The organism is Pandoraea sp. NPDC090278, from assembly GCF_044772185.1.
Lineage (GTDB): Bacteria > Pseudomonadota > Gammaproteobacteria > Burkholderiales > Burkholderiaceae > Pandoraea.
Map to the genome: position 1 here is coordinate 138,916 of NZ_JBIVYJ010000001.1, position 25,187 is coordinate 164,102.

The 25,187-nt window shown below is 63.5% G+C and carries 21 protein-coding genes and 1 tRNA gene; 16 read left to right on the forward strand and 6 right to left on the reverse strand.

The annotated features are described in order from the left end of the window. The first annotated feature begins 1 nt into the window (after position 1). The 5 genes from ACIQWO_RS00525 to ACIQWO_RS00545 all read left to right on the forward strand — a co-directional run bounded on the left by ACIQWO_RS00525 (position 2) and on the right by ACIQWO_RS00545 (position 5,297). A complete protein-coding gene (locus tag ACIQWO_RS00525) occupies positions 2–652 on the forward strand; it encodes a formate dehydrogenase subunit gamma (RefSeq protein WP_402817786.1) in 651 nt (216 codons plus the stop codon). A gap of 45 nt (positions 653–697) precedes the next feature. After that, a complete protein-coding gene (gene fdhE, locus ACIQWO_RS00530) occupies positions 698–1,729 on the forward strand; it encodes a formate dehydrogenase accessory protein FdhE (RefSeq protein ID WP_402817789.1) in 1,032 nt (343 codons plus the stop codon). Further along, complete coding sequence (selA, locus tag ACIQWO_RS00535) at positions 1,729–3,186, forward strand: L-seryl-tRNA(Sec) selenium transferase (RefSeq protein ID WP_402817792.1); 1,458 nt, start codon at positions 1,729–1,731, stop codon at positions 3,184–3,186. The genes fdhE and selA overlap by 1 nt, the downstream gene beginning before the upstream one ends. Continuing rightward, positions 3,183–5,093, forward strand: coding sequence for a selenocysteine-specific translation elongation factor (gene selB, locus ACIQWO_RS00540; protein WP_402817795.1), 1,911 nt, complete (start codon positions 3,183–3,185; stop codon positions 5,091–5,093). Before selA ends, selB begins: the two co-directional genes overlap by 4 nt. A gap of 108 nt (positions 5,094–5,201) precedes the next feature. Further along, a tRNA-Sec gene (locus ACIQWO_RS00545) sits at positions 5,202–5,297 on the forward strand. A gap of 43 nt (positions 5,298–5,340) precedes the next feature. On the opposite strand, the gene ACIQWO_RS00550 is transcribed toward ACIQWO_RS00545, so the two are convergent. Then, positions 5,341–6,648, reverse strand: a complete 1,308-nt coding sequence (locus ACIQWO_RS00550) for a hypothetical protein (RefSeq protein WP_402817798.1) — start codon at positions 6,646–6,648, stop codon at positions 5,341–5,343. A gap of 98 nt (positions 6,649–6,746) precedes the next feature. On the opposite strand from ACIQWO_RS00550, the gene ACIQWO_RS00555 reads away from it, so the two are divergent. From ACIQWO_RS00555 to ACIQWO_RS00570, 4 genes are all read left to right on the forward strand, one after another. Further along, positions 6,747–7,628 carry a LysR family transcriptional regulator gene (locus ACIQWO_RS00555; RefSeq protein WP_402817801.1) on the forward strand — a complete coding sequence of 294 codons (882 nt, stop codon included), beginning with the start codon at positions 6,747–6,749 and terminating at the stop codon, positions 7,626–7,628. Positions 7,629–7,760: 132 nt separating this feature from the next. Then, positions 7,761–8,534, forward strand: coding sequence for a class II aldolase/adducin family protein (locus tag ACIQWO_RS00560; protein WP_402817804.1), 774 nt, complete (start codon positions 7,761–7,763; stop codon positions 8,532–8,534). Positions 8,535–8,825: 291 nt separating this feature from the next. Next, complete coding sequence (locus ACIQWO_RS00565; RefSeq protein WP_402817807.1) at positions 8,826–9,644, forward strand: chitosanase; 819 nt, start codon at positions 8,826–8,828, stop codon at positions 9,642–9,644. Positions 9,645–9,787: 143 nt separating this feature from the next. Continuing rightward, positions 9,788–10,669 carry a MurR/RpiR family transcriptional regulator gene (locus ACIQWO_RS00570; protein ID WP_402817810.1) on the forward strand — a complete coding sequence of 294 codons (882 nt, stop codon included), beginning with the start codon at positions 9,788–9,790 and terminating at the stop codon, positions 10,667–10,669. Here ACIQWO_RS00570 and ACIQWO_RS00575 read toward each other — a convergent pair. The 3 genes from ACIQWO_RS00575 to ACIQWO_RS00585 all read right to left on the reverse strand — a co-directional run bounded on the left by ACIQWO_RS00575 (position 10,651) and on the right by ACIQWO_RS00585 (position 14,472). Beyond that, on the reverse strand, positions 10,651–12,054 hold the full coding sequence (locus ACIQWO_RS00575; protein ID WP_402817813.1) for an amino acid permease: 1,404 nt from the start codon (positions 12,052–12,054) through the stop codon (positions 10,651–10,653). The genes ACIQWO_RS00570 and ACIQWO_RS00575 overlap by 19 nt on opposite strands. A gap of 111 nt (positions 12,055–12,165) precedes the next feature. Next, complete coding sequence (locus tag ACIQWO_RS00580) at positions 12,166–13,521, reverse strand: aspartate aminotransferase family protein (RefSeq protein WP_402817815.1); 1,356 nt, start codon at positions 13,519–13,521, stop codon at positions 12,166–12,168. A gap of 240 nt (positions 13,522–13,761) precedes the next feature. Then, positions 13,762–14,472, reverse strand: a complete 711-nt coding sequence (locus ACIQWO_RS00585; RefSeq protein WP_402817818.1) for a LysE family translocator — start codon at positions 14,470–14,472, stop codon at positions 13,762–13,764. A 150-nt stretch (positions 14,473–14,622) separates the two neighbouring features. Between ACIQWO_RS00585 and ACIQWO_RS00590 the strand changes: the two genes are divergently transcribed. The 4 genes from ACIQWO_RS00590 to ACIQWO_RS00605 all read left to right on the forward strand — a co-directional run bounded on the left by ACIQWO_RS00590 (position 14,623) and on the right by ACIQWO_RS00605 (position 18,835). After that, on the forward strand, positions 14,623–15,495 hold the full coding sequence (locus ACIQWO_RS00590; RefSeq protein WP_402817821.1) for an alpha/beta fold hydrolase: 873 nt from the start codon (positions 14,623–14,625) through the stop codon (positions 15,493–15,495). 118 nt (positions 15,496–15,613) lie between these two features. After that, positions 15,614–16,360 (forward strand): GntR family transcriptional regulator, encoded by a 747-nt coding sequence (locus tag ACIQWO_RS00595; RefSeq protein WP_402817824.1) that lies wholly within the window; start codon positions 15,614–15,616, stop codon positions 16,358–16,360. 73 nt (positions 16,361–16,433) lie between these two features. Further along, positions 16,434–17,747, forward strand: a complete 1,314-nt coding sequence (locus ACIQWO_RS00600; protein WP_402817827.1) for a dicarboxylate/amino acid:cation symporter — start codon at positions 16,434–16,436, stop codon at positions 17,745–17,747. Then, positions 17,744–18,835 (forward strand): threonine aldolase family protein, encoded by a 1,092-nt coding sequence (locus ACIQWO_RS00605; protein WP_402817830.1) that lies wholly within the window; start codon positions 17,744–17,746, stop codon positions 18,833–18,835. Before ACIQWO_RS00600 ends, ACIQWO_RS00605 begins: the two co-directional genes overlap by 4 nt. Before the next feature lie 20 nt (positions 18,836–18,855). Here the strand turns inward: ACIQWO_RS00605 and ACIQWO_RS00610 are convergent, their stop codons facing one another. Both ACIQWO_RS00610 and ACIQWO_RS00615 read right to left on the reverse strand, forming a co-directional pair. Further along, positions 18,856–19,041: a helix-turn-helix domain-containing protein gene (locus ACIQWO_RS00610; RefSeq protein ID WP_402817833.1), complete on the reverse strand. Its 186-nt coding sequence runs from the start codon at positions 19,039–19,041 to the stop codon at positions 18,856–18,858. Then, positions 19,038–19,646, reverse strand: a complete 609-nt coding sequence (locus ACIQWO_RS00615; protein WP_402817836.1) for an AraC family ligand binding domain-containing protein — start codon at positions 19,644–19,646, stop codon at positions 19,038–19,040. The genes ACIQWO_RS00610 and ACIQWO_RS00615 overlap by 4 nt, the downstream gene beginning before the upstream one ends. A 334-nt stretch (positions 19,647–19,980) precedes the next feature. Here ACIQWO_RS00615 and ACIQWO_RS00620 point away from each other — a divergent pair, with 334 nt between their 5' ends. From ACIQWO_RS00620 to fhuB, 3 genes are read left to right on the forward strand one after another with little or no spacing between them, the layout of a single operon-like run. After that, on the forward strand, positions 19,981–22,131 hold the full coding sequence (locus ACIQWO_RS00620; protein WP_402817838.1) for a TonB-dependent siderophore receptor: 2,151 nt from the start codon (positions 19,981–19,983) through the stop codon (positions 22,129–22,131). Then, a complete protein-coding gene (locus ACIQWO_RS00625; RefSeq protein WP_402817841.1) occupies positions 22,131–23,072 on the forward strand; it encodes an ABC transporter substrate-binding protein in 942 nt (313 codons plus the stop codon). The genes ACIQWO_RS00620 and ACIQWO_RS00625 overlap by 1 nt, the downstream gene beginning before the upstream one ends. Beyond that, positions 23,069–25,153, forward strand: a complete 2,085-nt coding sequence (gene fhuB / locus ACIQWO_RS00630; protein WP_402817844.1) for a Fe(3+)-hydroxamate ABC transporter permease FhuB — start codon at positions 23,069–23,071, stop codon at positions 25,151–25,153. Before ACIQWO_RS00625 ends, fhuB begins: the two co-directional genes overlap by 4 nt. The last annotated feature ends 34 nt before the right edge of the window (positions 25,154–25,187 follow it).

Below are 25,187 nucleotides of genomic sequence, written 5' to 3' on the forward strand. Positions count from 1 at the left end.
CATGTCGATTGATTCGAGTAGTGATCACAAGCACGGCAAGGACGAACTGATCGAGCGCTACAACGCGGCGGAACGCATCAACCACTGGATCGTCGCGGGCACGTTCATTCTGCTCGCGCTGTCCGGGCTGGCGTTGTTCCACCCGTCGATGTTCTGGCTCACCAATCTGTTCGGCGGCGGGCCGTGGACGCGGATTCTGCATCCGTTCGTCGGTCTGGTGATGTTCGTGGCTTTTGTGTGGCTCGCCATGCGGCTTGCGCGCTACAACAAGTTCGAACAGCGCGACACCGAGTGGATGAAGAACATCGGCGACGTGCTCAACAATCGCGAAGAAAATCTGCCGGAAGTCGGGCGTTATAACGCCGGGCAGAAGCTGTTGTTCTACGTGATGGTGCTGTGCATGCTCGGGTTGTTGCTCTCGGGTATCGTGATCTGGCGCGCGTACTTCGCGTTCTACTTCCCGATCTGGGTGATCCGTCTCGCCTCCGACGTGCACGCGGTGTGTGCATTCGTGTTGATTTGCGGCATCATTACGCACATCTACGCGGCGATCTGGATCAAGGGTTCCGTGCAAGCCATGACGCGCGGCACCGTCACCCGCGGCTGGGCGTGGAAACACCATCGCGCCTGGTACAAGCAGCTCAACAAATAAGTCCGGCCCTGCTGGTGGCCGGACGCTCTTACGAGGCCGGCCACCTTGCAACGCATTCTCGAACCCGGACAGATCGAGTCGCTCGATCGCACCTCCATCCCCCGTCTGCGCATGCCGCAACGCGCCGAAGTCTTTTCGGCCCGTGCAGCACGTCTGCGTCAACTGGCCGACGGCCATCCACTGGGCGATTACCTGCGACTGATGGCCGCACTGGTCGACGCGCAGCAACGTGTGCTCGACAACTTTCAGGCCGAGCGCCCGTCCCCCGAATCGATTGAACAGGCACAGCAGCACTGCATGCCGCTCGTCCCCGCGAGCGGCGGCTACGATGCCGGTCGCTGGCAGCCGCTGCTCACGCCGCTGCTCGACGCGGTGGCGTCGCAGCCCGGGGTGTCCCCGGCGGTGAAGGCGGTGATCGATCGCGTGCGCGCGGCCGACCCGGCGTCGCTCGAAGCGGGCGCGCAGGCGCTGCTGGCCGGTCACGGCAAGGGCGTGGATGCAGCGAGTGCGCCGTTCCTCATGGCGGCGCTGCAAGTGCTCTGGACGGGCGTGGCCAGCACGTTCGACGCAGGCGAAGTACCGATGCTCGACGTGCCCAATGTGTGCCCTGTGTGCGGCACCTTGCCGGTGGCGAGCGTGGTTCGCATTGGTGGCGCGCACGAGGGCTATCGCTATCTGGCCTGCGGTCTGTGCTCGACCGAGTGGCACATGGTGCGGGTGAAGTGCACGCACTGCGAAGCGAGCGAGCATGTGGCGTATCACGTCGTCGACACGGCGGGCGATGCCTCTGCCTCGGGCGAAGACGTGGCGGCAGTCGAGGGCGGCCTTCTCAAGGGTAAGGACGGACGGCCGAAGCTCGACGAAGCCGCCAAGCGCGTGGCATCGGAGCCCATCCGGGCCGAGTCGTGCGACGACTGCCATAGCTACCGCAAGATCTTCTATCAGGACAAAGACCCGTTCGTGGAACCGGTCGCCGACGATCTCGCGAGCCTTGCGCTCGACGTGCTGATGGGCGAGGCGGGATACGCACGCGCCAACGGCAATCCGTTGCTCTGGCAAAACGCCGAGGAAGCCTGATGAAAGACGCAAGCGGGGCAATGCCAGTGGCCGACGAAGGTAGCTCGCGCGCGGGCGCTGCGGATCTCCCGTCGCTCGACCGCCTGTTGGGGATGTCCGAGCTGCACGCGGCCGTGGCCGACTTCGGACGCACTCAGGTGACGGCGGCGTTGCGTCGCGATCTCGACGAATGCCGTGTCGCGGCGCTCGCGGGCACGCTTTCGCACGACGCGTTGCGCCCGGCGGCCTTCGGCGAGCGCATCAAAACGGGACTGACCGAGCGCAATCGCGCGACGCTGCGTCCCGTCTTCAATCTCACCGGCACGGTGTTGCACACGAATCTCGGGCGCGCGTTGCTGCCCGAGGCGGCCATCGAATCTGTCGTGCAGGCGCTCACGACACCGGCCAATCTCGAATTCGATCTGGCGACGGGCGGACGCGGCGATCGCGACGACCTCATCTCCCCGTTGCTCTGTGAACTGACCGGCGGCGAAGCGGCCACGGTCGTCAATAACAACGCTGCGGCCGTGCTGCTGATGCTGGCGACGCTGGCGAAGCGTCGCGAAGTGGTGGTCTCGCGCGGCGAACTGGTGGAAATCGGCGGGGCGTTTCGCATCCCCGACATCATGACGCACGCGGGGGCGAAGCTCGTCGAGATCGGCACGACGAACCGCACGCATGCGGCCGACTATCGCAACGCCATCGGCGAGAAGACGGCGCTGCTAATGAAGGTGCATTGCAGTAACTACGAAGTGACGGGTTTTACCAAGAGCGTCGACGTGTCGGAAGTCGTGGAGATCGCGAAGCCGCATAGCGTGCCGGTGGCCGTCGATCTTGGCAGCGGCACGCTCACGCCGTTGGAGCGCTGGGGATTGCCGCATGAGACGACCGTGCAGGAGACGATTGCGGCCGGTGCCGATCTCGTCACGTTCTCCGGCGACAAGCTGCTCGGCGGGCCGCAGGCGGGCATGATCGTCGGTCGCCGCGATCTCATCGCGAAGATCAAGAAGCATCCGTTGAAACGCGCGCTTCGCGTTGGCAAGCTGACGCTTGCGGCGCTGGAGCCGGTGCTGCGTCTGTATCGCGATCCGGACCATCTGCCGGAGCGGTTGACGACGTTGCGCTTGCTGACACGCACGCGCGCCGAGATGGCCGCGCAGGCGGAACGGTTGGTGCCGGTACTGGCGAAGTCGCTGGGCGACGCCTACACCGTCACCGCCGCGCCGATGGTCAGCCAGATCGGCAGCGGTGCCTTGCCGGTCGAGCAGTTGCCGAGCTACGGGTTGGCGATTGCCCCGGCGGGTGGCGGCAAGCGCGGCAGTGGTCGTGCGCTCGCGACGCTCGAAGCGGCACTGCGAGGTCTGCCGTATCCGGTGATCGGGCGCATTGCCGATCAGACACTCTGGCTCGACCTGCGCTGTCTCGAAGCGCATGACGAAATGCGTCTTTCGCGGCAGTTTGCGGAGTTGCGCGCATGATCGTCGGCACCGCGGGTCACATCGACCACGGCAAGACGAGCCTCGTTCGCGCACTGACCGGTGTCGACACCGATCGTCTCAAGGAAGAGAAAGCGCGCGGCATTTCCATCGAACTGGGCTATGCCTACACACCTTTGCCGGATGGCGAGGTGCTGGGCTTCATCGACGTTCCCGGGCACGAGAAACTGATTCATACGATGGCGGCGGGAGCGGTCGGCATCGACTTCGCGCTGCTGGTCATTGCCGCCGACGACGGCATCATGCCGCAAACGCGCGAGCATCTGGCCATTCTGACGATGCTCGGTGTGAAGCGCGGTGTGGTGGCTTTGTCGAAGGCTGATCGTGTGGACGCGGCGCGTCTGGACGCCGTGACGCAAGAGATTTCGCAATGGCTCGCGAATACGCCGCTCGCGCAGGCCGACGTGGTGCCGGTGTCGGCGACCACGCCCGGCGACGCCGGTGTGGCGACGTTGCGTGAGCATCTGACACAGGCGGCCCACGCATTGCGTGAGTCTGGCAATGCGACGCGTCGCGACGATGCGTTGTTCCGTCTGGCCGTCGATCGCGTCTTCACGCTGGCGGGGCATGGCACGGTCGTGACGGGCACTGCGTTCGCCGGTACGGTACGCGTGGGCGACAGCCTCACGGTCATGCCGCAGGGCTTGCCGGTGCGCGTGCGCAGCATCCATGCGCAGAACCGGCCGGTCGAGGCGGGCAGGGCGGGCGAGCGATGTGCGCTGAACCTGGCGGGTATTGAGCGCGATCAGCTGAGTCGTGGCGACTGGATCGTCGCGTCGGGATTGTCGTCGCCCTCCACGCATGTGGACGTCGACATGCACTGGCTGGACGGCAGCGCGCCGCTCACACAATGGTTTCCGCTGCACGTGCATTTAGGCACGACGCATGTGCAGGCCCGCACCGTACTGCTGGGGGGCGACACGCTAGCCCCGGGCACGTCGATGCGCGTGCAACTGGTCTTCGACACGCCGGTGTGCACGATGCCGGGCGATCGCTTCATCGTGCGCAATCCACAGGCAACGGCAACCGTTGGCGGTGGGCGCGTGCTCGATCCGGCGGCACCTGAGCGTAAGCGTCGCTCTGCGGGACGTCTGGCGTGGCTGGACGCCGTGGCGCAGTATCTCGATGGAGATGGCTTCGACGCGCTGCTGGCACAGGCACCGTTCGGTCTGACGAGTCAGCAGGTCGTGGCGATCAGCGGTTTGCCTGCGTCGCAATGGTCGTGGCCGCCGGACGCCGTTGTGCTGTCGGGCGGTGAGGGTGAATCGCTGGCCTTCTCGCCGCAAGCGTGGGAGGCGATGCGTGCCCGTGTGTTGGCGTCGCTTGGCGACTATCACGCACGCGTGCCTGACGAGCCGGGGCTCGATGCGGCGCGGCTTGGGCGCATGACGTGGCCGTCGCTGGATGCGAGCCGCTGGCGCATCGTCGTGCAGGCGCTGCTAAGCGAGGGCGCGGTGGCGCGCACGGGCGCGTGGTGGCATCTGCCGACCCATCGTGTCGAAATGACGGCCGAGGAGACGATGTTGGCCGAGGCCTTGTTGCCGAAGGTGGCGCAGGGCCGTTTCGATCCGCCGTGGGTGCGCGATATGGGGCGCGACCTGAATGTGCCTGAGGAGCGCGTGCGTGCCGTGCTGCGTAAGCTTGCGCGTCAGGGGCGGGTGCATCAGATCGTGAAGGATCTGTTCTACGACGATGCGTGTGTGCAGACGCTCGCGGACATCGTTGCGCAGGGCGACGGTCGGGTCGAGGCCGGAGCGTTTCGGGATGCGACGGGGCTGGGGCGCAAGCGCGCGATTCAGATTCTGGAGTTCTTCGACCGTGCGGGATATACTCGCCGCGTTGGTGACCGGCATGTGCGGCGTCCCGGTGTGGAGTGGGGCGCATCGTAACGATAAACGATTCGCGATGTTGGCCGGTCGCGGCATCAAAGGTGACGGTTTCGCGCGGTGCGTGGACATCCACCTCATCATCGAGCAAGTGAAATTGCTTCGTCTGAAGGAAGGCATCCGTATCCGGTGATGCGGCCGGGCTTCAAACCCGGTTGGGGGCGTCAGACGCTCCCAGGTCGGTTCGACTCCGGCTGCTTTCCGCCATATTTCTTGCGTCTGGCTGCCGGAGTCTGTCTATCTGTGCGTGTCAGGCGCGCCGTTGTTGATTGGCTGGCTCACCTGCCGAACCGTCAATCCCCGAGATCGGTGCGAACTCAGCACCGCCAGTGGGGCCGTCGAAAGGGGACTTCGACGTTGCGCGCGACGCTTTGACAATCGCGTAGAGCAGCGTGGTGACGCCAGCGACGCCCACACCCAACGCGAGCGACAGCGCCAGCAGAAGGTGGCGGGGCAACCCCTGCCTGTTCGACGGCACCGTCGGCCCTGACGTGAATCTTGGTTGTGCGAGCCCTTGCGTGCGCATGCTTTGCACGAGCAACAATTCGTTGTTGTAGACCTCGCGCGTGACATCGTCCTCAGGCGGCGTTTCACCGAAATGCGTTTTGATCTCGGCAATCAGGCCGTTCAGAAGTTGATCCCCGGTCGGGTTGGTCGGAAGGCGCTTATTCAGACTTTCGTAGAACTCCAAGGTGATCGTATTGGCTTGTTCGGTGCGCTTCAACCGCTGTTGGGATGTCTTCAGTGCGGCGATATCCGCTTCCAATCCGATCATCTGTGCCATTGGCGAGAGGAAGCGTCCAGACTCCCCCGTGGTCGTCAGCAATTGACGCTCATTCAGGCGCGCCGCTTCCGGATAGCGCGCAGCGATCTGACGCGTATCGTCAAGTCGCGCCGTCAATTCGACGAGATTCTGATCGATGCCGATCAACTGGTTGTCCAACGTTTGGCGTTTGCCCTTCGCGGAAAGCAGCTTGTTGCGAAACTCCGATGTGAGTGTCTGCTTCAACATCTGATCGATGACAAAGTCGGTGAGCAGCTTCATGCTTGCTGCCGCCTGTTCGCCCGAGTCTTTGCTTCTCATGGTGAGTTCCAGGCCCGTCGACACCGAAGGCAATTTATCTTTGTCGCCCAAATATCGGACATCGTCCTTGCCATACGGCATCGTCAGAACGACATTTTTCGCAATGAACGCTACGTTCAGTGAATTCATCAAGAACGCACCTTCCGGTGTGTTCAGCTTGTTCTTATGCTCGAGAAAACGGCGCAATTGCGCGACATCGTAAAATGCAGGCCGTTGCGCGTTGTATTGCGAAACGTCGCGATGCAGGCTTATAAAGCCCTTACTCTCGTAGGAATAACCAAAGGTATGTCCGGCGATGTATGCAGCGGCGGCAAACACGATGGTGAGCGGTACAAAATGCGCCATTGAGCGATGATCTGATGCACCCATTGAGGGACCGCTGGGTCCTCGGGTTCCCCGTGATTCAGTTTCGTCAGCATTGCAAAATATTGAAGAGGTTATTGTATTTTTGTCATTATTTCGACACATTAACATGTTAGGCGTTGTCGGTAAATGAGCACTCCGAATCGATTTTCATGGATTTGTAGGTATCTGTTTCGCTTATGCCGCTTAGTCGACTGAATGCGCGTCAATTGGAAACGTTTCTCGCGATTGTGGATTGCGGGAGCATCGCGCGTGCAGCGGATCGGGTGTGTCTGACACCGTCTGCCGTGAGTCAGTTGCTCGGCGAACTGGAGCGCGAAGTCGGCTTTCGACTCTTCGACCGGACGACGCGACGCGTTACGCTGACCGTCGCGGGTGCTGACTTTCTACCCGCCGCCACCGCCGCCATGACGCAGCTCCACGCGGCGGAGCGATCTGCGAAGAATATCCGGGACCGTGCGTCCGGCGTTATCCGTGTCGGTGCGCCACTCGTATTGTGTGCGGCCGTGTTGCCCGATGCCATCGCGGCGTACCGCGACCTTCATCCGAAGGTGACCATTCGACCGACGGACGTCGAAGTCGAGCATCTCGTGTCGTCGGTTGCCGACGGGGAAATCGATATCGCGCTCGGTCCCAATCAGCCGCTGGGCGATCGCGTGAGTGCGACGCCGCTGTTCGATAGTCCGTGGGTTGTCTGGTGTTCGCCCCGACACGCGCTCGCGCGGTACGACGTCGTGCCGTGGGAGGTGTTGCGTGAGACGGCCATCGTCGCCACCGGACGCGACCACGAGTACAGTGTCACGCGCATGCTCAGCGATCAGCCCGAGGACAACCGTGTATTTCCCGTCGAGATCGTCGAGAACGTCACCACGGCATTCGGTATGGCGCGTGCCGGACTGTCGGTGACGCTGGCACCCGACTATGTGCAGGGCTTTGCCCGCAGTCAGGAACTGGTCATGCGGCGCACCGGCAAACCGGAAACGATCCGGCAGATCTGTCTCTATCACGCCAAAGAGCGTGAGTTGTCGCCAGCGGCGGCAGGGTTCCACACCTTCCTTGTTGCTGGGTCGATGACTGGTATCGGGCGCTGACACGGTGATGTGCCGGATTTGCGCCGGGGTTACACATTCGTAAGCGCCCTTAACGAATGCCTAAGTAGAAATCGCGAAGCGGGCAGTGGGGCCGCGTAGACTCCTCCGGGTGATCAGGAGACACGCAGAACCATGAAAAACGAACATTCCCCATATTCCGCTTTCGCATCGCTGGCACGACCGGACGGTATGAGCGACGCCGAATGGACGGCGCGACGCGAACTGGCCGCCTGCTACCGCGTTTTCGACTATCTCGGCTGGACGGAGCTTATCTACAACCACATCACGCTTCGTGTGACGGACGCCAGTCCGCCTGCGTTCCTGATCAACCCGTTCGGTCTGCATTACTCGGAAGTGACGCCGCGCAATCTCGTCAAAGTGGACGGGCAGGGCAATATTCTCGGCGGCAGCGACTACCCGATCAATCCGGCCGGATTCACCGTGCACGCGGCGCTGCACCAGGGGTTGCCGGGGGCGCACTGCGTGATGCACACGCACACGACAGCGGGCGTTGCCGTCGCATGTTCTGCTGCGGGTCTGCGCAGCGACAATTTCTACAGCGCGCAATTGCAGGAGCGCGTGGCGTATCACGATTTCGAAGGCGTGACGGTGCATGCCGACGAAGGGCCGCGACTGCTTCGGAGCATCGGCGACAGGAAAGCGGTGATTCTGAGAAACCACGGCCTGCTCTCGTGGGGCGGCAGCATTTCGGAAGCGTTCACCTATCTCTGGACGCTGAACCGTGCCTGCGAGATTCAACTGGCGACGAGCATGATGGGGCCGTCGCTGGCCATCGCGCCCGAAATCACGGCGAAATGCGCGCGCGATGCGCTGCAATTCGACCCGGCCTTCGGTGCAGGGCGAGATGTCTTCGAGGCGTTGGCGCGCATCGCACTCAAAGCGTAGGCCCTGCCTTCAACGACCTGATGATTTCGTTTGCTGAAACACGAATGCGCCAACATCGCTGCGCGCCTTCCCTGGTGTGGCTTCCACCGATGGGGAAGGCCTTCGGGACACGTTAAGTTTCACGCAGGATCCTCAACTTACTCAACTCGCGCGATTGCGGGAATCCATGCGGTTCGATCAGAATTTTTTCGCCGGGTATTGGCGGGGCATTTGATAAGGAATGCTTACCAATACTTTCAAAGTGAATTTCGGCAGCCCCCCCATTCGAATCGCTCGTAAGGAAGGACCCTGATGAAAAAGCTCACGATATCGTGTCTGATGGCTGCGGCATTGTCCTGCGGATACGCTGGTGTTGGCCTGGCGCAGGCTGCCAATGCTGCGGAAAGTGCCACTGCGGCCGCTGTGGACCGCCAGACACAGGTCGAAGACGCGTTGGTCAGCATCTTCGAGAATCTCACGCTCCGAATCCGTTACGACTACATCGAGAATCTGAACGACGGTCGGGGATTCACGGCGGGGCGCGCGGGCTTCACGTCCGGCACGGACGATTTGCTGCAGGTGGTACAGGAATACACGGTGCGCAAGCCGGATAATGCGCTGGCGTCGTACCTGAGCGCACTGCGCGCAGTGAACGGCAGCGACTCGACGTCCGGACTCGGCGGTTTTCCCGAAGCGTGGCGCGCCAGCGCTGCCGATCCGCAGATGATCGCCGCGCAGGACGCCGTCAACGATCAGCTCTATCGCGTGCCCGCACACAAACTCGCAAATAAGTTGGGTCTCGTGCTGCCGCTCTCGCGCGCCGCCTTGTACGAAGCTGGCATTCAGCACGGCTACGGCAACGACCCGGACTCGGTGAAGAAGATTGCCGAGCGCGCGTCGGCGCAGGCGGGCGGCGCCCCGGCCGCTGGCGTCGACGAGCGAACCTGGTTGCTCACCTTCTTGCAGATGCGTCGTGCCGATCTGCTCAGTCCCGCCAACACCGCTTCGGCCGCCGAATGGCAGAAATCAGTCGGTCGCGCTGACGCCATGATCACGCTGTACCACACCGGCAACTTCGATCTGACGCAGCCGATCGCGATTTCGGTGTTCGGGAAGACGTTCCAGTTCTGAGGGCAGGAAAGAGTACGCAGGAATGCCGCAGATAGCGATAAAATCGGAAATTCCTTCTGCGCTGCGGCCAGATGGCAGCGCGCCGTGGTAACGCACGGCGTTCCCTGCGTCCTCTCTATTGTTTCCCACGCCGAGTCACAACGATGACCAAAGACGAACTGGAAAAGGCCATCTCGATGCGTTTCCAGGAGATGCCGCCGAAGCTTCGTCAGGCGGCCCGGTATGTGCTCGATTCCCCGAAGGAAGTCGCGCTGCAATCCATGCGTACCGTCGCGGCGCGCGCGCAACTGCAACCGGCGTCGATGCTGCGTCTCGCGCGGGAGCTGGGATTTTCGAGTTACGAGGATTTCCGTTCCGTCTATATCGACTGGCTCTCGGCCGGGCCGTCCGGCCCGTCGGGGATACTGGAGCGTGCGGAACAGGTGCGCGAGCATTCGCGTGCGTCGGGCGACGACCGGATGCTCGCCGATTCGCTGGCCAACGAATACGGGAATCTCGAAGCTACGCTGTCAAAGCGCAATGAGAAGGCCTTTCACGATGCCGTCAATCTGCTGCGTAGCGCCAGCCGCATTTACGTGTTGGGTCTGCGAAGCCTGTACCCGCCCGCGTTTTACCTGCACTACGTGCTGTCGACCTTTCAGGACAACGTCACGCTGATCTCAGGCGAGGGCGGGGCGCTGATCGACGACATGCGACGTATCGGCAAGACCGATGTCCTGCTGTGCTTCACGGCGCGTCCCTATACCGTGGCGAGCGTGGAGACCACCCGGTTCGCCCGGCAACGCGGAGCGACCGTTATCGCCGTGAGCGACAGTGCGTTGTCGCCCGTCGCGACGCAGGCCCATACGTGCATCGTGGCACCGAATACGAGCCTGTCGCTGTTCCCGTCGATTCTGCCCGCGCTCGCCGTGGCGCAGACGCTCGCGCAGTTGCTCATCGCCCACGGCGGCGAAGAGACGCTGGCCGAAGTGGCGAACAGCGCCGCGCAACTGCACGAGTTCAACATCTACACCGCCGACGACTGAGCGCTCTGAGCGCCTTTGATCAGCCCGAAGTTCGGGCGTCGGCGCAGCACGAAGTACAGCCCCACGATCATCACCGCCGTCGCGACCATAAACCAGAACTGGAAGCGCGAATCCGGATTGAACGCCTGCGAGAGCAGCACAGCCACCAGCGTGAGGAAGGCAATCGCGTTCGAGTACGGGTAGAACCACGCCTTGAAGCTCGACGCTTCCTGCTGCTGCACCGGTTGACGCGCCATTTTGCGACGCATGACGAAGTGGGCCACGATGATGAAGATCCACACGGTCATGACGAACGCGCCGCTGCTCTTGGCGAGCATGAGGAACAGGTCGCCGCCGCTCACGAAGTGCACCGCCAGAATGCCCAGACAGATCGCGAAGCTGAACGCCAGCGCATTGATCGGTACACCGCGCGCGTTTGTGCGGGCGAACATCGGCGGCGCATAACCGCGCTGGCTCAGCGAGTACAGCATGCGCGAGTTGGAGAACAGGAACGAGTTCATCACCGACATGAACGACACGAACAGGACCGCCTTCATCGCCAGCGCAGCATTCGGGAAGCCAGCCATGCTGAAGAGCGAAACGTACGGCGACGCGAGGTTGGCCTTATCCGTCCACGGCAGGCACAGGATGATGATCGACACCGAGCCGATATAGAACACCAGCACGCGGAAGATCACGCTGCGAATTGCGCGCACCACATTCTGGCGCGGATTCTCTGACTCCCCGGCCGCGACGGCGGCGATCTCGCTGCCACCCAGCGAAAAGATCACGACCATAATGCCCGCAATGACCGGCGAAAGACCGTTCGGCATGAAGCCGCCGTTGCCCGTAAGGTTGACGAAGCCGGGTGCGGGAATCTTCGCTTGGAAACCGAGCAGGATCGACAGGCCGAACAGCATGAAGATCACGATGGTCGCGACTTTGGCGAATGAGAGCCAGTACTCCGCTTCACCGAACGAGCGCACCGAGTAGGCGTTGCTCACGATCAGCGTCATGAGCATGACGACCGCCCCGCCCCAGACCGGCAGCCAGGGCAGAAACTCGTTGAGAATCGCGCCGAGCAGGATCGCCTCGATGGTGATCGTCATGAGCGACTTGAACCAGTACAGCCAGCCGACGGCGAAGCCCGCCCACTCGCCGAGATAGGTGCTGGCATACGTCGAGAACGAGCCTGCGTCAGGGTTGCGCGAGGCCATCTCGCCGAGCATGAACATCACGAACGTGACGATCAGCCCGCCGACAAGATAAGAGAGGATGGCCGCTGGGCCAGCGGTGGCGATGATGGCGCCCGAGCCGACGAATAGACCGGCACCGATCACACCACCCAAGGCAATCATGGTGATGTGTCGCTGTTTAAGGCTTTGACTCAGCGAGTTCTGCTGCATGGTCGAATTCCCTGTTGTGTAAGGTTTATGGGACGACAGTGCGATGTCGATGACAGCGACGCGACCGGGCACCGTTGTCTCCGTCGGTGCCTCGTGTCACGTGGGGGGATGTCAGCGCAACGCGGGGGCGATGGCCGCCTGAATGGCGCCGTCGAGACGCTCGACGACCTGATCGATTTCCGCCTCGCTGATGACGAATGGCGGCGCGAGCATGATGTGATCGCCTTGCTTGCCGTCGATGGTGCCGCCCGCCGGATAGCAGGCGAGCCCGCGTGCCATCGCTTCACGCTTCACGGCCGTATGGACCGAGAAGCACGGGTCGAACGGGGCCTTCGAGGCGCGATCTGCCACCAGTTCGATACCGGCGAACAGGCCACGGCCACGCACGTCGCCGATGTACGGGTTCTGCGCAAACCGATCGTTCAGTTGGTCCATGAGGTATTGACCGCGTGCACGCACTTGCGCGAGCAGACCGTCGCGCTCGATAACCTGTTGCACGGCCAGCGCGGCAGCGCAGGCGGTCGGGTGCGCGAGGTAGGTGTGGCCGTGATGGAAGAAGCCGCTACCGGCGCTCATGGTCTCGACGATGCGCTTGCTCGCGAGCACTGCACCGATCGGCTGATAGCCGCCGCCAAGGCCCTTGGCGATGGTCTGGATGTCCGGCGCGACACCTTCCTGCTCCCAGGCATGCAGCGTGCCGGTGCGACCCATGCCGCACATCACTTCGTCGAGAATCAGCAGAATGCCGTAGCGGTCGCACACCTCGCGCACCGCCTTGAAGTACCCGGCCACCGGCGTGATTACCCCAGCGGTGGCCCCGCCAATCGTCTCGGCGACGAAGGCGATGATCGAATCGGCACCCTGTTCGAGAATCGTGGCTTCCAGTTCTTTGGCCAGACGCTGACCGTATTCCACCTCGGTTTCCTGATCGCGCTGATCGCGGTAGGCGTAGCAGGGCGAGACGTGTGTGACGTCGATCAGCAGCGGCTCGAACTGCGCGCGTCGCCAGCGATTGCCACCGATGGCCAATGCGCCGAGTGTATTGCCGTGATAGCTCTGACGGCGCGCGATGAAGCGGCGGCGCTGCGGCTGACCGATCTCGACGAAGTACTGGCGAGCCATCTTGAGCGCGGCTTCGACGGCCTCTGAGCCACCGCTCACGTAATACACGTGGCTCAGGTCCGAGTCGGCGGGCGTGTTGCGGATCAGGTTGTCGGCCAGCGCTTCGGCGACTTCGGAACTGAAGAAGCCGGTGTGCGCATAGGCCAGCTTGTCGATCTGCGCGTGCATGGCGGCGATGACGTCGGGATGGCCATGGCCGAGACACGAGACGGCGGCGCCACCGGAGGCGTCGATGTACTCGCGACCTTCGGCGTCCCTGAGATTGACGCCCTGGCCGCCGACGGCGATAGGCGGCTGGTGACGCAGGTGACGATGGAAGACGTGACTGGAAGAAGCTTGACTCATGATGTCAGGGGGCTCGGGGGCGGTAAGACGGTAGGGCGGAAAGACGACTGAACGGAAAGCTGAACATTGAATTGAACAATTGTTCAATTTTCGAAAGCGTATAGCACATGTGTTTATTTTGTGATGCGTGAAAACCCTGAGACCCTGAACGTCCCGTCTCATCGGCCGAAGACATGGGACGCGAGGCGACGAATAAGAAAAAACCCGCCGAAGCGGGTTTTAGGGGGGAGCGGGGGGCGGTTACTTCGACGTGCCGTTCGACGTTGCCAGCGCTGCGATGCCCAGCCCCATATATAGCAGGCCCGCGATGTACTTGCCGATCCCGGGCTTCTTGCTGCGGTTGGCGAGTGCGCGGCCGATGGTGCGCGCGAGGGCAGCGTAGGTCGTGTCGCTCATACCGCCTACGAGGACCAGCAACAGGCCCAGCGTGACAATTTGCAGCGGCACATGACCGAGCGAAGGCGTGACGAACTGCGGCAGAAACGCCGCGATGAAGAGGCCGGTCTTCGGATTGAGCAGATTGACGAGGAAGCCTTTCTTGATCGTCTCGCCGAGCGCACGGGATTGCGATTGCGGTGCGGCAGTCGTCCCCGCCGTCGACGGCTTGCTGCGAATGACTTTGATGCCCAGATACACCAGGTAGCCCGCACCCAGCAACTTGATGGCATTGAACAGCCACGGCGACGCCAGCAGCAGCGCCGTGAGACCGGCCGCGGCGAAGCTCACGTGCACGAGCGTGGCGAGCATCACGCCGAAACAGGATGCGAGGCCGAAGCGAAAGCCCTGACTGGCGCTCGTCGTCGAGATGTAAATGGTCGTCGGACCGGGAATCACCACCATGATGAGCACGGTGGCGAGAAAGAAGGGCAGTACGTGGAGGTCGATCATGCCGGAATACGCGAGACGGATAGAGGGGCATCGTAACACCGGGTACGTCGTCGGTTCAGACATGCGTGAGTGTTTTCGGACGAATGCTCAACTCTCAAGTGCCATCGCAACGCAGCGTTGAATGTCAGGCGTCCGTGTACGCCCTTTCCTCGCACCTTCGCAAGCAGGAATCGGGATACAGTGGCCGGGCATCTCACCCCCCCATTCTTCACCATGAAAATCATCAAGTCTTCCTTCAAACCGTTACTGACCATGCTGGGCGTAGTTGCCGCAGTGGCCGCCCTGCAAGCCGCGCCATCCATGGCCGCCGAGCTATGGCAGACGTTGCCGCCGACTCCGGCCCCGGCCAAATTCGACCGCACCGGCTTCGCCAATGTGAACGGCATTCGCTTGTACAACGCCGAGGTCGGCAAGGGCAGCCCGGTGTTGCTGCTGCACGGCGGTCTGGCGAACTCGGACTATCTCGCCAAACAGGTCGAAGCGCTCAAGGCGCATCACCTCGTGATCGCCGTCGACACGCGCGGGCACGGGCGCAGCACGCGTGACGACCGTCCCTACGGTTATGACCTGATGGCCGACGACGTCATCGCGCTGCTCGATCAACTGCACATCAAGAAGGCCGACGTCGTGGGGTGGAGCGATGGCGCGATTCAGGGCATCGACCTCGCGATCCGCTATCCGGACCGTGTGGGCAAGATCGTGGCATTCGGCGTGAACACCAACACGGACGGCCTGAAGCCGGACTTCGACAAGAACCCGGTGTTCGCCGAGTTCATCAAGCGTGCGGCCAACGACTACGCGAAGCTCTCGTCCACGCCGAAGGAGTACGACGCCTTCCTGAACCAGATCGGCAAGATGTGGGAAGGACAACCGAACTGGACCGACGCCCAACTGAAGACGATCAAGTCGAAGGTGCTGATCCTCGACGGCGAGCATGACGAAGGCATCAAGCTTGAACACAACATCTACATGGCGCACACGATCCCGGGCGCGCAACTGATGATCCTGCCGGGCGTGAGCCACTTCGCGTTCATTCAGGATCCAAAGATGTTCAACTTCGCAATCACGCATTTCCTCGATAACTGAGGCAATGGTTTAGCCGGAGGCGGAGCGCCCAGCTCCGCCTCATCGTTTACCCGCAAACACCCCCATCCCACAGTTTTTGTCGTTGACCGGCAAATTGTTTTTTGCTGGTATACCAGTTATGAACCAGACCCAACGCACCCCGGCCCTGAGCGAATCGGCTTACAGCGCCATTCGCAACCTGATCGTTTCCGGCGAAATCCGCGCGGGCGAGGCGCTGTCCGAGCGCGCGCTCTCGGAGCGCTTCGGCATCAGCCGTACGCCCGTGCGCGAAGCGATTCGCGCGCTCGCCAACGACGGCCTGCTGGAGATCGTGCCCATGCGCGGCACCTTCGTGCGTCAGTTGTCGGTGCGGGATCTGAGCGAAATTCACGAGGTGCGGCTGGCCCTCGAAGGCATGGCGGCATGGCTGGCGGCGCAAAAGGGCGTGACGCCTGCACTGGAAGAAGTCGCCGTGCGCCTGCGCGCGCTCGACGCGCAGGGGATCGAAGGCATCGAACTCGACGTCGACATCACCCAGCGTGTGGGCTGGCAGTTCCACGAAGCGATGTTCGCTGCGGCCGACAACGTGCGGCTCACCGAGACCTATCACGCGTTGCGCACTCAGAACGGTCTGGCGCTGCAACGCATTCCGCATTACGACGCCGAGCGCACCCGCACCGCCGTTCGCGAACACCTCGCGATCTTCGATGCCATCGCCGCCGGGCGTCCCGAGGAGGCTCAGCGTCATGTCTGGGACCACCTCACGCACGCCATGCAGGCTCGCTTGCAGGCGCTCGTTCCTCCTGCGGCGCCGTCCGTGGTGCCCGCCGCGCTGTCGGCGGTGACACCCACTGCGGCACCCGCAGGCAAAAGCCGCAAGCGGTGAATGCACCGCGGCGTGTGATGTCGTGCCAGTTCAGATGCGCCGCAACGCCACGTAATTTCCGGAGATAGTCGTCATGTCGTCAAGCACTGCCAGCAAGAAGAAGCGCCTCCTTCCGTTACCCATCCAGATGCTGATCGGTCTGGCGCTGGGCATCGGCTGCGGCATGGTCGCCCCGGCGCTCGCCACAAAGCTCATGCCTGTGGGCACTGCCTTCGTGCAAGCCGTGAAGATGATCGTCGTGCCCCTCGTCTTCACGGCGATCACGCTCGGCATCTATCAGATGGGACACAACGCGCGCGCCCTCGGCCGTGTCTCGGCCATCAGCCTGATCTACTTCTTCATCGCGACGCTCGTGTCGATCGTAATCGGACTCGGCCTGAACGCGATCTTCCACCCCGGGCTCGGCGCGAATCTCGCGGCGGCGCACGCGTCGGCCAAGCCGATTGCCGCCTCGGTGGACTGGACTAAGTTCTTCCTGGAGATGATTCCGTCGAACATCTTTGCGGCGATGAGTGGCAGCAATCTGCTGCCGGTGCTGGTCTTTGCCGTGCTGCTCGGACTGGCGCTGTCGTCCATCGGTGAGCGCGCGAAGCCGCTCGTCGGTGTGCTCGACGCGCTCATGGGCGCCGTGTTCAAGCTCACCGACTGGATCATCTCGCTCTCGCCGCTGGCGATCTTCGCGATCATCTCGTGGCTGTTCGCCACGCAGGGCATCGGCACGATTCTCGCGCTCGTGAAGCTCGTCGGCACGATGTACCTCGGCCTCGGCGTGCTGCTGGTGCTGTTCTGGATTCTGCTCAAGGCGATTGGCGAAAAGCCGTGGGCGACCACGCGCGCCATCGGTGAGCCGGTGATTCTCGCGTTCGCCACGCGTTCGTCTGAAGCCACGCTGCCGCTGCACATGGAAAAGCTCATCGCGATGGGCGTGCCGAAGGCCATCGCATCGGTCGTGCTGCCGTTGGGCTACGCGTTCAATCGCGACGGCTCGATCATGTACTTCGCGCTGGCCGTCGGCTTCCTTGCCGATGCCTACCACGTGCCGCTCGACATGCCGACGCTGCTTTCGATCGTGCTCGTTACCACGCTCGCCAGCAAGGGCAGCGCGAACGTGCCTTCGGGCGGTCTCGTGGCGATTGCGATGGTGCTCACGACGATCGGCGTGCCCATCGAAGCGCTCGCCATCATTGCCGGTGTCGATGCCTTCCTCGACATGGGCCGTACCGCCATCAACGTTTTCAGCAACACCGTGGCCATCAAGCTCGTCATGAAGCTCGCCGGTATTCCGTACGAATCGCCCGAAGCCGTGCAAGCGGCGCTCGCCGCCGAGTCGCAAACCGCGCAATCCGCGAGCAATGGCAGCCATGCCCACGGTCAGGAGTTCGCATGACTTCAGGCAATACCGAACGCTTCGTCGATCTGCGAAGCGATACCGTCACCCGGCCCACCGCACTGATGTGGGAGGCGATGCAAACCGCGTCGCTGGGTGACGACACCCTCGAAGGCGATCCGACCGTACGCGCGCTGGAACATCTCGCAGCGGTCGTCACCGGCAAAGAGGAGGCGATGTTCGTCGTCTCCGGCACGATGGGGAATCTGATCGCTTCGCTGTGCCACGCCACACGTGGCGGCGAAGCGGTGCTCGACGCGCAGGCCCACATGGCGAAGTCGGAGGCGGGCGGCATGTCGCGGCTCGCGCATCTGTATCCGGTGCTCATTCCATCGGCGCGCGGCGAGATGGATCTCGATCAGTTGGCCGGGGCGTTGCGTCCCGGCTTTTCGCGTTATGGGCAACCGACGGCGATGGTCGCGGTTGAGTCCACGCACAACCACTCCGGCGGCTATGTGCCGTCGCTGTCGTATCTGGCGGACGTTCATGCGCTCGCGTCGCGTGCGGGTGTGCCGGTCCATATGGACGGTGCCCGCGTGTTCAACGCGGCGGCGGCGCTGGGTGTCGATGTCGGCCAGATCACCGCGCATTGCGATAGTCTGACGTTCTGCCTCTCGAAAGGGCTGTCTGCCCCGATGGGCGCGATGCTCGTCGGCTCGCACGCCATGATCGAACAGGCGCGCACGTTCCGTCGCATGACGGGCGGTGGTTTGCGTCAGGCGGGCATCATGGCGGCAGCGGGGAAGGTGGCGATGGAGACGATGGTTGCGCGACTGGCCGACGACAACGCGCGTGCGCAACGTCTGTGGGACGGACTCGCGCAGATCGATCCGCAACTGGTCGATGCGGTACCGTCCACGAGCAACATCGTGCGTCTGCGTGTCGGCGAGCAACACGAGGCGAATCCTCGTGCGTGGGAAGCCGCGCTGGCGGAGTACGGCATTCTGGCGCGCGCGAGCGGCACGGCGATGCTGCGGCTTGTGACGCATCGCCATATCGGCGACGAGGATATCGACGAAACCATCGCGGCCATCGCGTCGATTCGCGATACGTTTGCGTCGCGCGCGACGCCGCTCGGCGTCTCCTGATCGGGCGATGCTGATTCGGCTCAGCGTTCCGCCACGGCCAGATACTGTTGCGGTGCGCGGCCGAACAGCCGCTTGAACATCACGATGAAAGCGCTCGGGCTCTGATAGCCGAGCGCGAGCGCCACGTCGCCGACCGACGCCCCGAGCGCCAGCCGCGTAATCGCCTCGGACGCCCGCATATGCTGGCACCAGCGCCCGAAGGTCATCCCCGTCTCGTCCTTGAAGCGGCGCGCGAGCGTCTTGCCGCTCGCCCCAGTTCTTCTCCCCAGCGCTCCAGCGAGTAATCGGTCGCGGGGGCCATCATCATGTGCTCGCAAATCGCTAGCAGCTTCGCGGAACTGGGCAGGGGCAGGCCGTGCTCGCCGGGTGCAGCCGCCTCACGAAGCAAACGCAGTAGCAGAGGGATGGAGAGGGCGGTGCGGCTGTCGGGGGCGTAGTGGAAACCGTCGGACAACATGTCGACGGCCAGCTCGCGCAGGAGCGGGCCGACGGTCAGCACGAGCGCGTTCGGCCACAACCACGACACCGTGCCCGGCTCGACGCTGATCGTGCAGAACTGCATGCGTCCGACGGCGTGCAGTTCGTGCGGCGTATTCGGCGGCAGCCAGAGCGCACGCGACGCGGGCAGTGTCCACGTGTGCGCAGGCGTGAGCACGCGCACCACACCGCGCAGCGCCATCACCACGTGACCGTGCTGGTGCTGATGCCACGGCTGACGCTCACCATCCTCACATTCCATACCGCTAAGCGTGACGTCGCGCGGCAAATGACGGCGCGTTTCCGGATAGCGGCGCAGCAGCAATTCCTTCATGACGACTTCCCAACCGGACCGATCTATTCGGTCAGATGACGTGCCGTTTGTCCCGTCACCCCTTGTGAGGTGGACCCGACACGCCAAAGCATAGAGAAAAGGACAAAAGTTGTCCTTTTCTCAACATTTTTTGCGATTCACAGCAAAAGCATCCCCGGTATTCTACCAACAGCCATCGGGGTTCAGGTGGCAGATACAAGTGATAATAGTAATGCGTCTCATTTATTTTAATTCATTCCTTTGGAATGGCTCTGACGCGGGAAGCGGACGTAAAGTGAAACGAAATCACACGGGGAAGGCGACCCATTCGAACAGTGGGCGACGAATGACGGTCATGGCGGCAGTGCTCGCCGCAGCGATATTTGGGCAGCACGCCGCGATGGCGGCGGACGCAAACGAGACGTCGTCGGCCGGTGCAACGAATGCATCGGGGGCAGTGAATGCAGCGAATGCAGCGGGCGCGGTGACGCTGCCCGCAACGCAAGTGCGCGACAGCGCGCTTGCCGAGAACCCGAACGGGCCGGGCCGGGGTTACGTCGCCAAACGCATGACGACCGTCACCAAGACCGACGCATCGACACTGACCGCGCCGCAAGCGACCTCAACGGTCACGCGCGCACAAATGGACGATCAGGGCGCGATCACAATCGATCAGGCATTGCGCTACACGACCGGTGTCAATACGCAGGACGGGACCGACGTGCGCTTCGACCAGCTTCGCGCCCGTGGCTTCGATATCGACGCGTATCTCGACGGCCTCGGCATCTTCCCGTCGCCGCGCTTCGCGACCGCCCGTGTCGACCCGTATCTGCTCGAACGCATCGACGTGATGTTCGGCCCGTCCTCCGTGCTGTACGGGCAGGGCAATCCCGGTGGCATCGTCAACTACAGCAGCAAGTTGCCGACGGACCAGCCGGTGCGCGAAGTGATGCTCCAGATCGGCAATCACGACACGTATCAGACCGGATTCGATCTCGGTGGATCGCTGACACCCGACGGCACGATCCTCTATCGCGTCGTGGGTCTGGCGCGGGACGCCAAGACGCAGGTCAGCGCCATCAAGGATCAGCGACTGGCGATTGCGCCTTCGATCACGTTCAAGCCGGATCGCGACACGTCGCTGACCTTGCTCGCAGGATATCAACGCGACCCGGCGGGCGGGATGTTCAATCCGGTGCCCGCCAGCGGCACGCTGTTCGTCAATCCGAACGGCCGTCTCGGCCCGGATCAGTACTTCGGTGACCCGAATCGCGACGGCATGCAGCGCACGCAATACTGGTTCGGTTATCAGTTCGCGAAGCAGTTGAACGACACGTGGCGCATTTCGCAGAATGCGCGTTATCTTCACATCGACCAGAACTACTACCAGACGTCGGTCACGAGTCCGTTTGCGGCCGACCAACGCACGGTGGCGATGTGGGGCAACACCGACTTCGAGCACGTGAGTCAGTGGCAGATCGATACGAACGCGCAGGCGAAGTTCGCGACCGGTCCGGTCGAACACACGATGCTCTTCGGCTTCGACTATCGCCGCGTGCTCGAAGGCGATAACTACGGCGGTGCGGTCGTCGGTCAGCTGGATCTGTTCAATCCGAACTACGGCGCGTTGGCAGGCGTGAGTCCGAACACGCGACTGGACTACTCGCTGAGTCAGGCGGGGCTGTATGCGCAGGACGAACTTCGGTACAACCGCTGGGTGCTCACGCTCGGCGTGCGTGAAGACTGGGCGACGACGCGCTCGACCACGAACGGCGTGCAGCGCTCGGCAGATAACAGCGCGTTCACCTGGCGCACCGGGCTGTCGTATGCCTTTGACAACGGCGTCGCGCCTTACGTGAGCTATGCGAAGTCGTTCGCGCCGGTGCTGGGGACGAACTTCGCAGGCGATGCGCTTTCGCCGACCCAAGGCAAGCAATACGAAGTCGGCGTGCGTTATCAGCCGAAGAACTACGACGCGTCGCTGCGCCTGTCGGCCTTCGACCTGCGTCAGGAAAACGTGAGCGTGGTCGATCCGGCACATCCGACCTTCCCGACGCAGACGGGCGAAATCCGTTCGCGCGGGTTCGAAGCCGAAGCGCGTGCCAACGTCACCCGCGATCTGAAGGTGATCGCGTCGTACACGTACATCAACCAGGTCAACCTGCAAAGCACGACGGCGCAGGACAAGCGTCCGCAGATCACGCCGCGTAACAGCGTCGCGCTCTGGGCCGATTACACGCTGCACGAAGGCGCGTTGCGTAATCTCGGGTTCGGTGCCGGTGTGCGTTACATGAGTTCGTCGGCGGGCGACGCCGCCAACACGTTCGAAGTGCCGAGCCGCACGCTGGTCGACGCCGCCGTGCACTACGACTGGCAGCAATGGCGCTTCGCCGTGAACGTCAGCAACCTCTTCAACCGCGAATACCTCTCGTACTGCACATCGTCATCGCTGTGCTACTGGGGCGCGACACGAACCGTTCTGGGGACAGCCCGATATCAATGGTGATGCAACGACAATCGTTTGCCGCACGACGCCGCCTTCTGGCGGCGTTTGGCGTTGGTGCGCTGGCACCGTTCATGGGGGCGGGGGGCGTGCTTGCGTCGCCTGTCCGGGCCTCATCGGCTGCGTCTTCCACGGCCTCGGGCCGTCAGCCGCGCGTGGTAGTGCTCGACTGGGGGCTGGCAGCGCAGGTGCTGGCGCTGGGCGTGACGCCTGTGGGCGCGTCGCGTCCGTTCTGGTATCGACTGCTCTCGGGCACGCCCTCGATGCCCGACGACGTCGTCGACGTCGGTCTCCTCTTTCAACCGAATTTCGAAGTGGTGCAGGCGCTGCGTCCCGATCTGATCGTCATCACGCCAGCGCACGCTGCGCTCGCCGATTCGCTTGCACGCATTGCGCCGCTATTCGTCGCGCCGAAGCCTCATCCGCATGAAGACGGCTATCAACTTGCGTTGCGTCGGGCGCGGGCACTGGGCGATGCGCTGGGGCGTCCGACGCAAACGTCGCAGTTGCTGGCGGCGACGGACGCGCATCTGAACGAGGTGCGCGACCGTCTGACGAATCACGACGTCACGAAACGTCCGGTGTATCTGATGAGCCCTATCGACACGCGTCTGACGAACGTCTTTGGTCGTGAGAGTGTGTTTGGCGGGACGCTGGCCGCTGTGGGGCTGACCAACGCGTGGCGACGTCCGAGCGATACGGAGGGCATGGCGCAGATCGACTACACGCAACTCGGGGCAGATGCCTCGGCGCGCGCGATGCTGATCGGTGCGCGTCCCGGCTTGCTGGGCATGCTCGGGCAGAGCCCGCTGTGGCAGGCGCTGCCGTTCGTGCGCGGCGCGCGTGTCGGCCAGTTGCCGATCATGTTGCCGACGGGCGGCACGCCCACGGCGGTGAAGCTCGCTGACGCGCTGAGCGTTGCACTGACGGGAGCGGCGGCATGAGCACGGGAAATCCGCTTCAACCGATGACGGCAGGCAACACGCATGGGGCCGCGACGTCAACTGAGCCGCGTCATCTCTGGCGTCTCGCGACGATTGTCGGCGTGCCCACGCTGGTGCTGACCGTCGTCACGCTGCTGTCGCTACGCCCGGCGGGCGTCGACAGCGGCACGTTCCTCGCTGCCGTCTGGCACGCAGTCACACATCCGACGCTGGACCCGAATGCGTTGGCTTCGGCCGCTGCGATGTCGGGCCTGCTAGTGAACTTCGCGTGGCTGCCGCGACTGGCGATGTCGGTGCTGGCCGGTGCCGGGCTTGCGCTCGCGGGCGTGATGTTCCAGCAGGTGCTGCGCAATCCGCTCGCCGAGCCGCTGACGCTCGGCGTGGCGTCAGGCGCGTCGCTCGCGCTATCGGCGGCCACGATCTGGCTGCCTGCGGTGGCCTTCGCGTGGCGCTCAGGCGTCGCGTTGTTCGGCTCGGCGGCGGCCATCGCCGTGGTGATGGCACTGACGTGGCGTAGCCGCTTCGCCCCCATCCCGGTGATTCTCGCGGGCATGATCGTCAACCTGTATTGCAGCGGCCTGTCGATCATGGTGTCGATGACGCATGAGCGCGCACTCGTCGGTGTCTTCGCATGGGGCGCCGGGTCGCTGGTGCAAAACGGCTGGCACGACTTCGGATGGCTGTTGCCCCGCGTGGTCGTGGCTGTCGTTGCGGCTGCGCTGCTGCTCAGACCGCTGACGCTATTCACGCTCGACGACCGCAGCATGACCCAGCTCGGCGCGCGTGTTGCATGGATTCGCACCGCCGGACTGGTGGTGGCCGTGGCGCTTTCGGCGTGCATCATCAGCGTCGTCGGCATCATCGGTTTCGTCGGTCTGGCCGGACCGCAACTGGTGCGGCTTGCCGGTGCGCGACGTCTGCGCGATCAGTTGATCTGGGCACCGTTCATCGGCGCACTCATGCTGCTGCTCACCGACCAGCTCGTGCAATGGCTGCCGCTGTTCGACGGCGCGTCGTTGCCGACGGGGGCTGCCGCCGCGTTGTTCGGCGGACCGCTGTTGCTGTGGCTCTTGCGGCGCACGCGTGCCGGAGAAGTGGCGACCGCCGATGCTGCGCCGCCCGCCCGCGCGCGTCATCCGTTCCGATGGCTCGCGTCGGCGCTCGTGTTCGGCGTCGCGCTCGTTTGGTTGACGCAGCATCTCGGACGTTCGTTCGACGGCTGGGAATGGGCGACGGACGCGTCATGGGTATCGATTTCGCATTGGCGCTTGCCGCGCATGCTGGCGTCGGCAGCGGCCGGGGTCGCGCTGGCGCTGGCGGGCACGTTGTTGCAACGGATCAGCGGCAACCCGATGGCCAGTCCCGAATTGCTGGGCGTGAGCGGCGGCGCGATGCTGGGCGTACTGATCGTGACGTTCGCGATGGCCGGTCCGTCGGCGTCGGCCCTGTTCATCGCCGCCTTTGCAGGCGCTGCGCTTAGTCTCGCGGTCATGCTCACGCTCTCGCGCAAAGGCGGTTTCTCGCCCACGCGAATGTTGCTCGCGGGCGTGGCGATCTCCGGCATGGCGCAGTCGCTGGTGGCCATCGGGAGCGCGAGCGGCACGGCGAATGCCTTCCTGCTGCGCTCGCTGATGCTTGGCCTCACGTACATCGTCGGTCCCGGCATTGCCTTGGGCGCTGTCGTCGCTTCGTTGGCGGGGCTGCTGTTGACGTGTCTGGCATCGCGCTGGCTGGATCTGCTGCCGATGGGCGACGCAACGGCGACCGCCGTTGGCGTGAACGTGCGGCGTGCGCGGCTGTGGATGTGGTGTTTGGCCGCAACGCTCAGCGCCGTGGCGACGCTCGTCATCGGCCCGCTGTCGTTCGTCGGCCTGCTCGCACCGCATCTGGCGCGCATGGCCGGGTTCGGCAAGGGACGCTCGCAAGCCGTGGCGTCAGCCGTGTCCGGTGCGTTGCTGATGATCGCCGCCGACTGGCTCGGACGCAATCTGCTCTTCCCGCAACAGCTTCCGGCGGGCGTGCTCGCCATGTTGATTGCCGCACCTTATTTGCTATGGCACCTGCGTCGTCAGGTGGCCTGAAGTTACCGACATCCCCATAAAAACAGAGATCTCT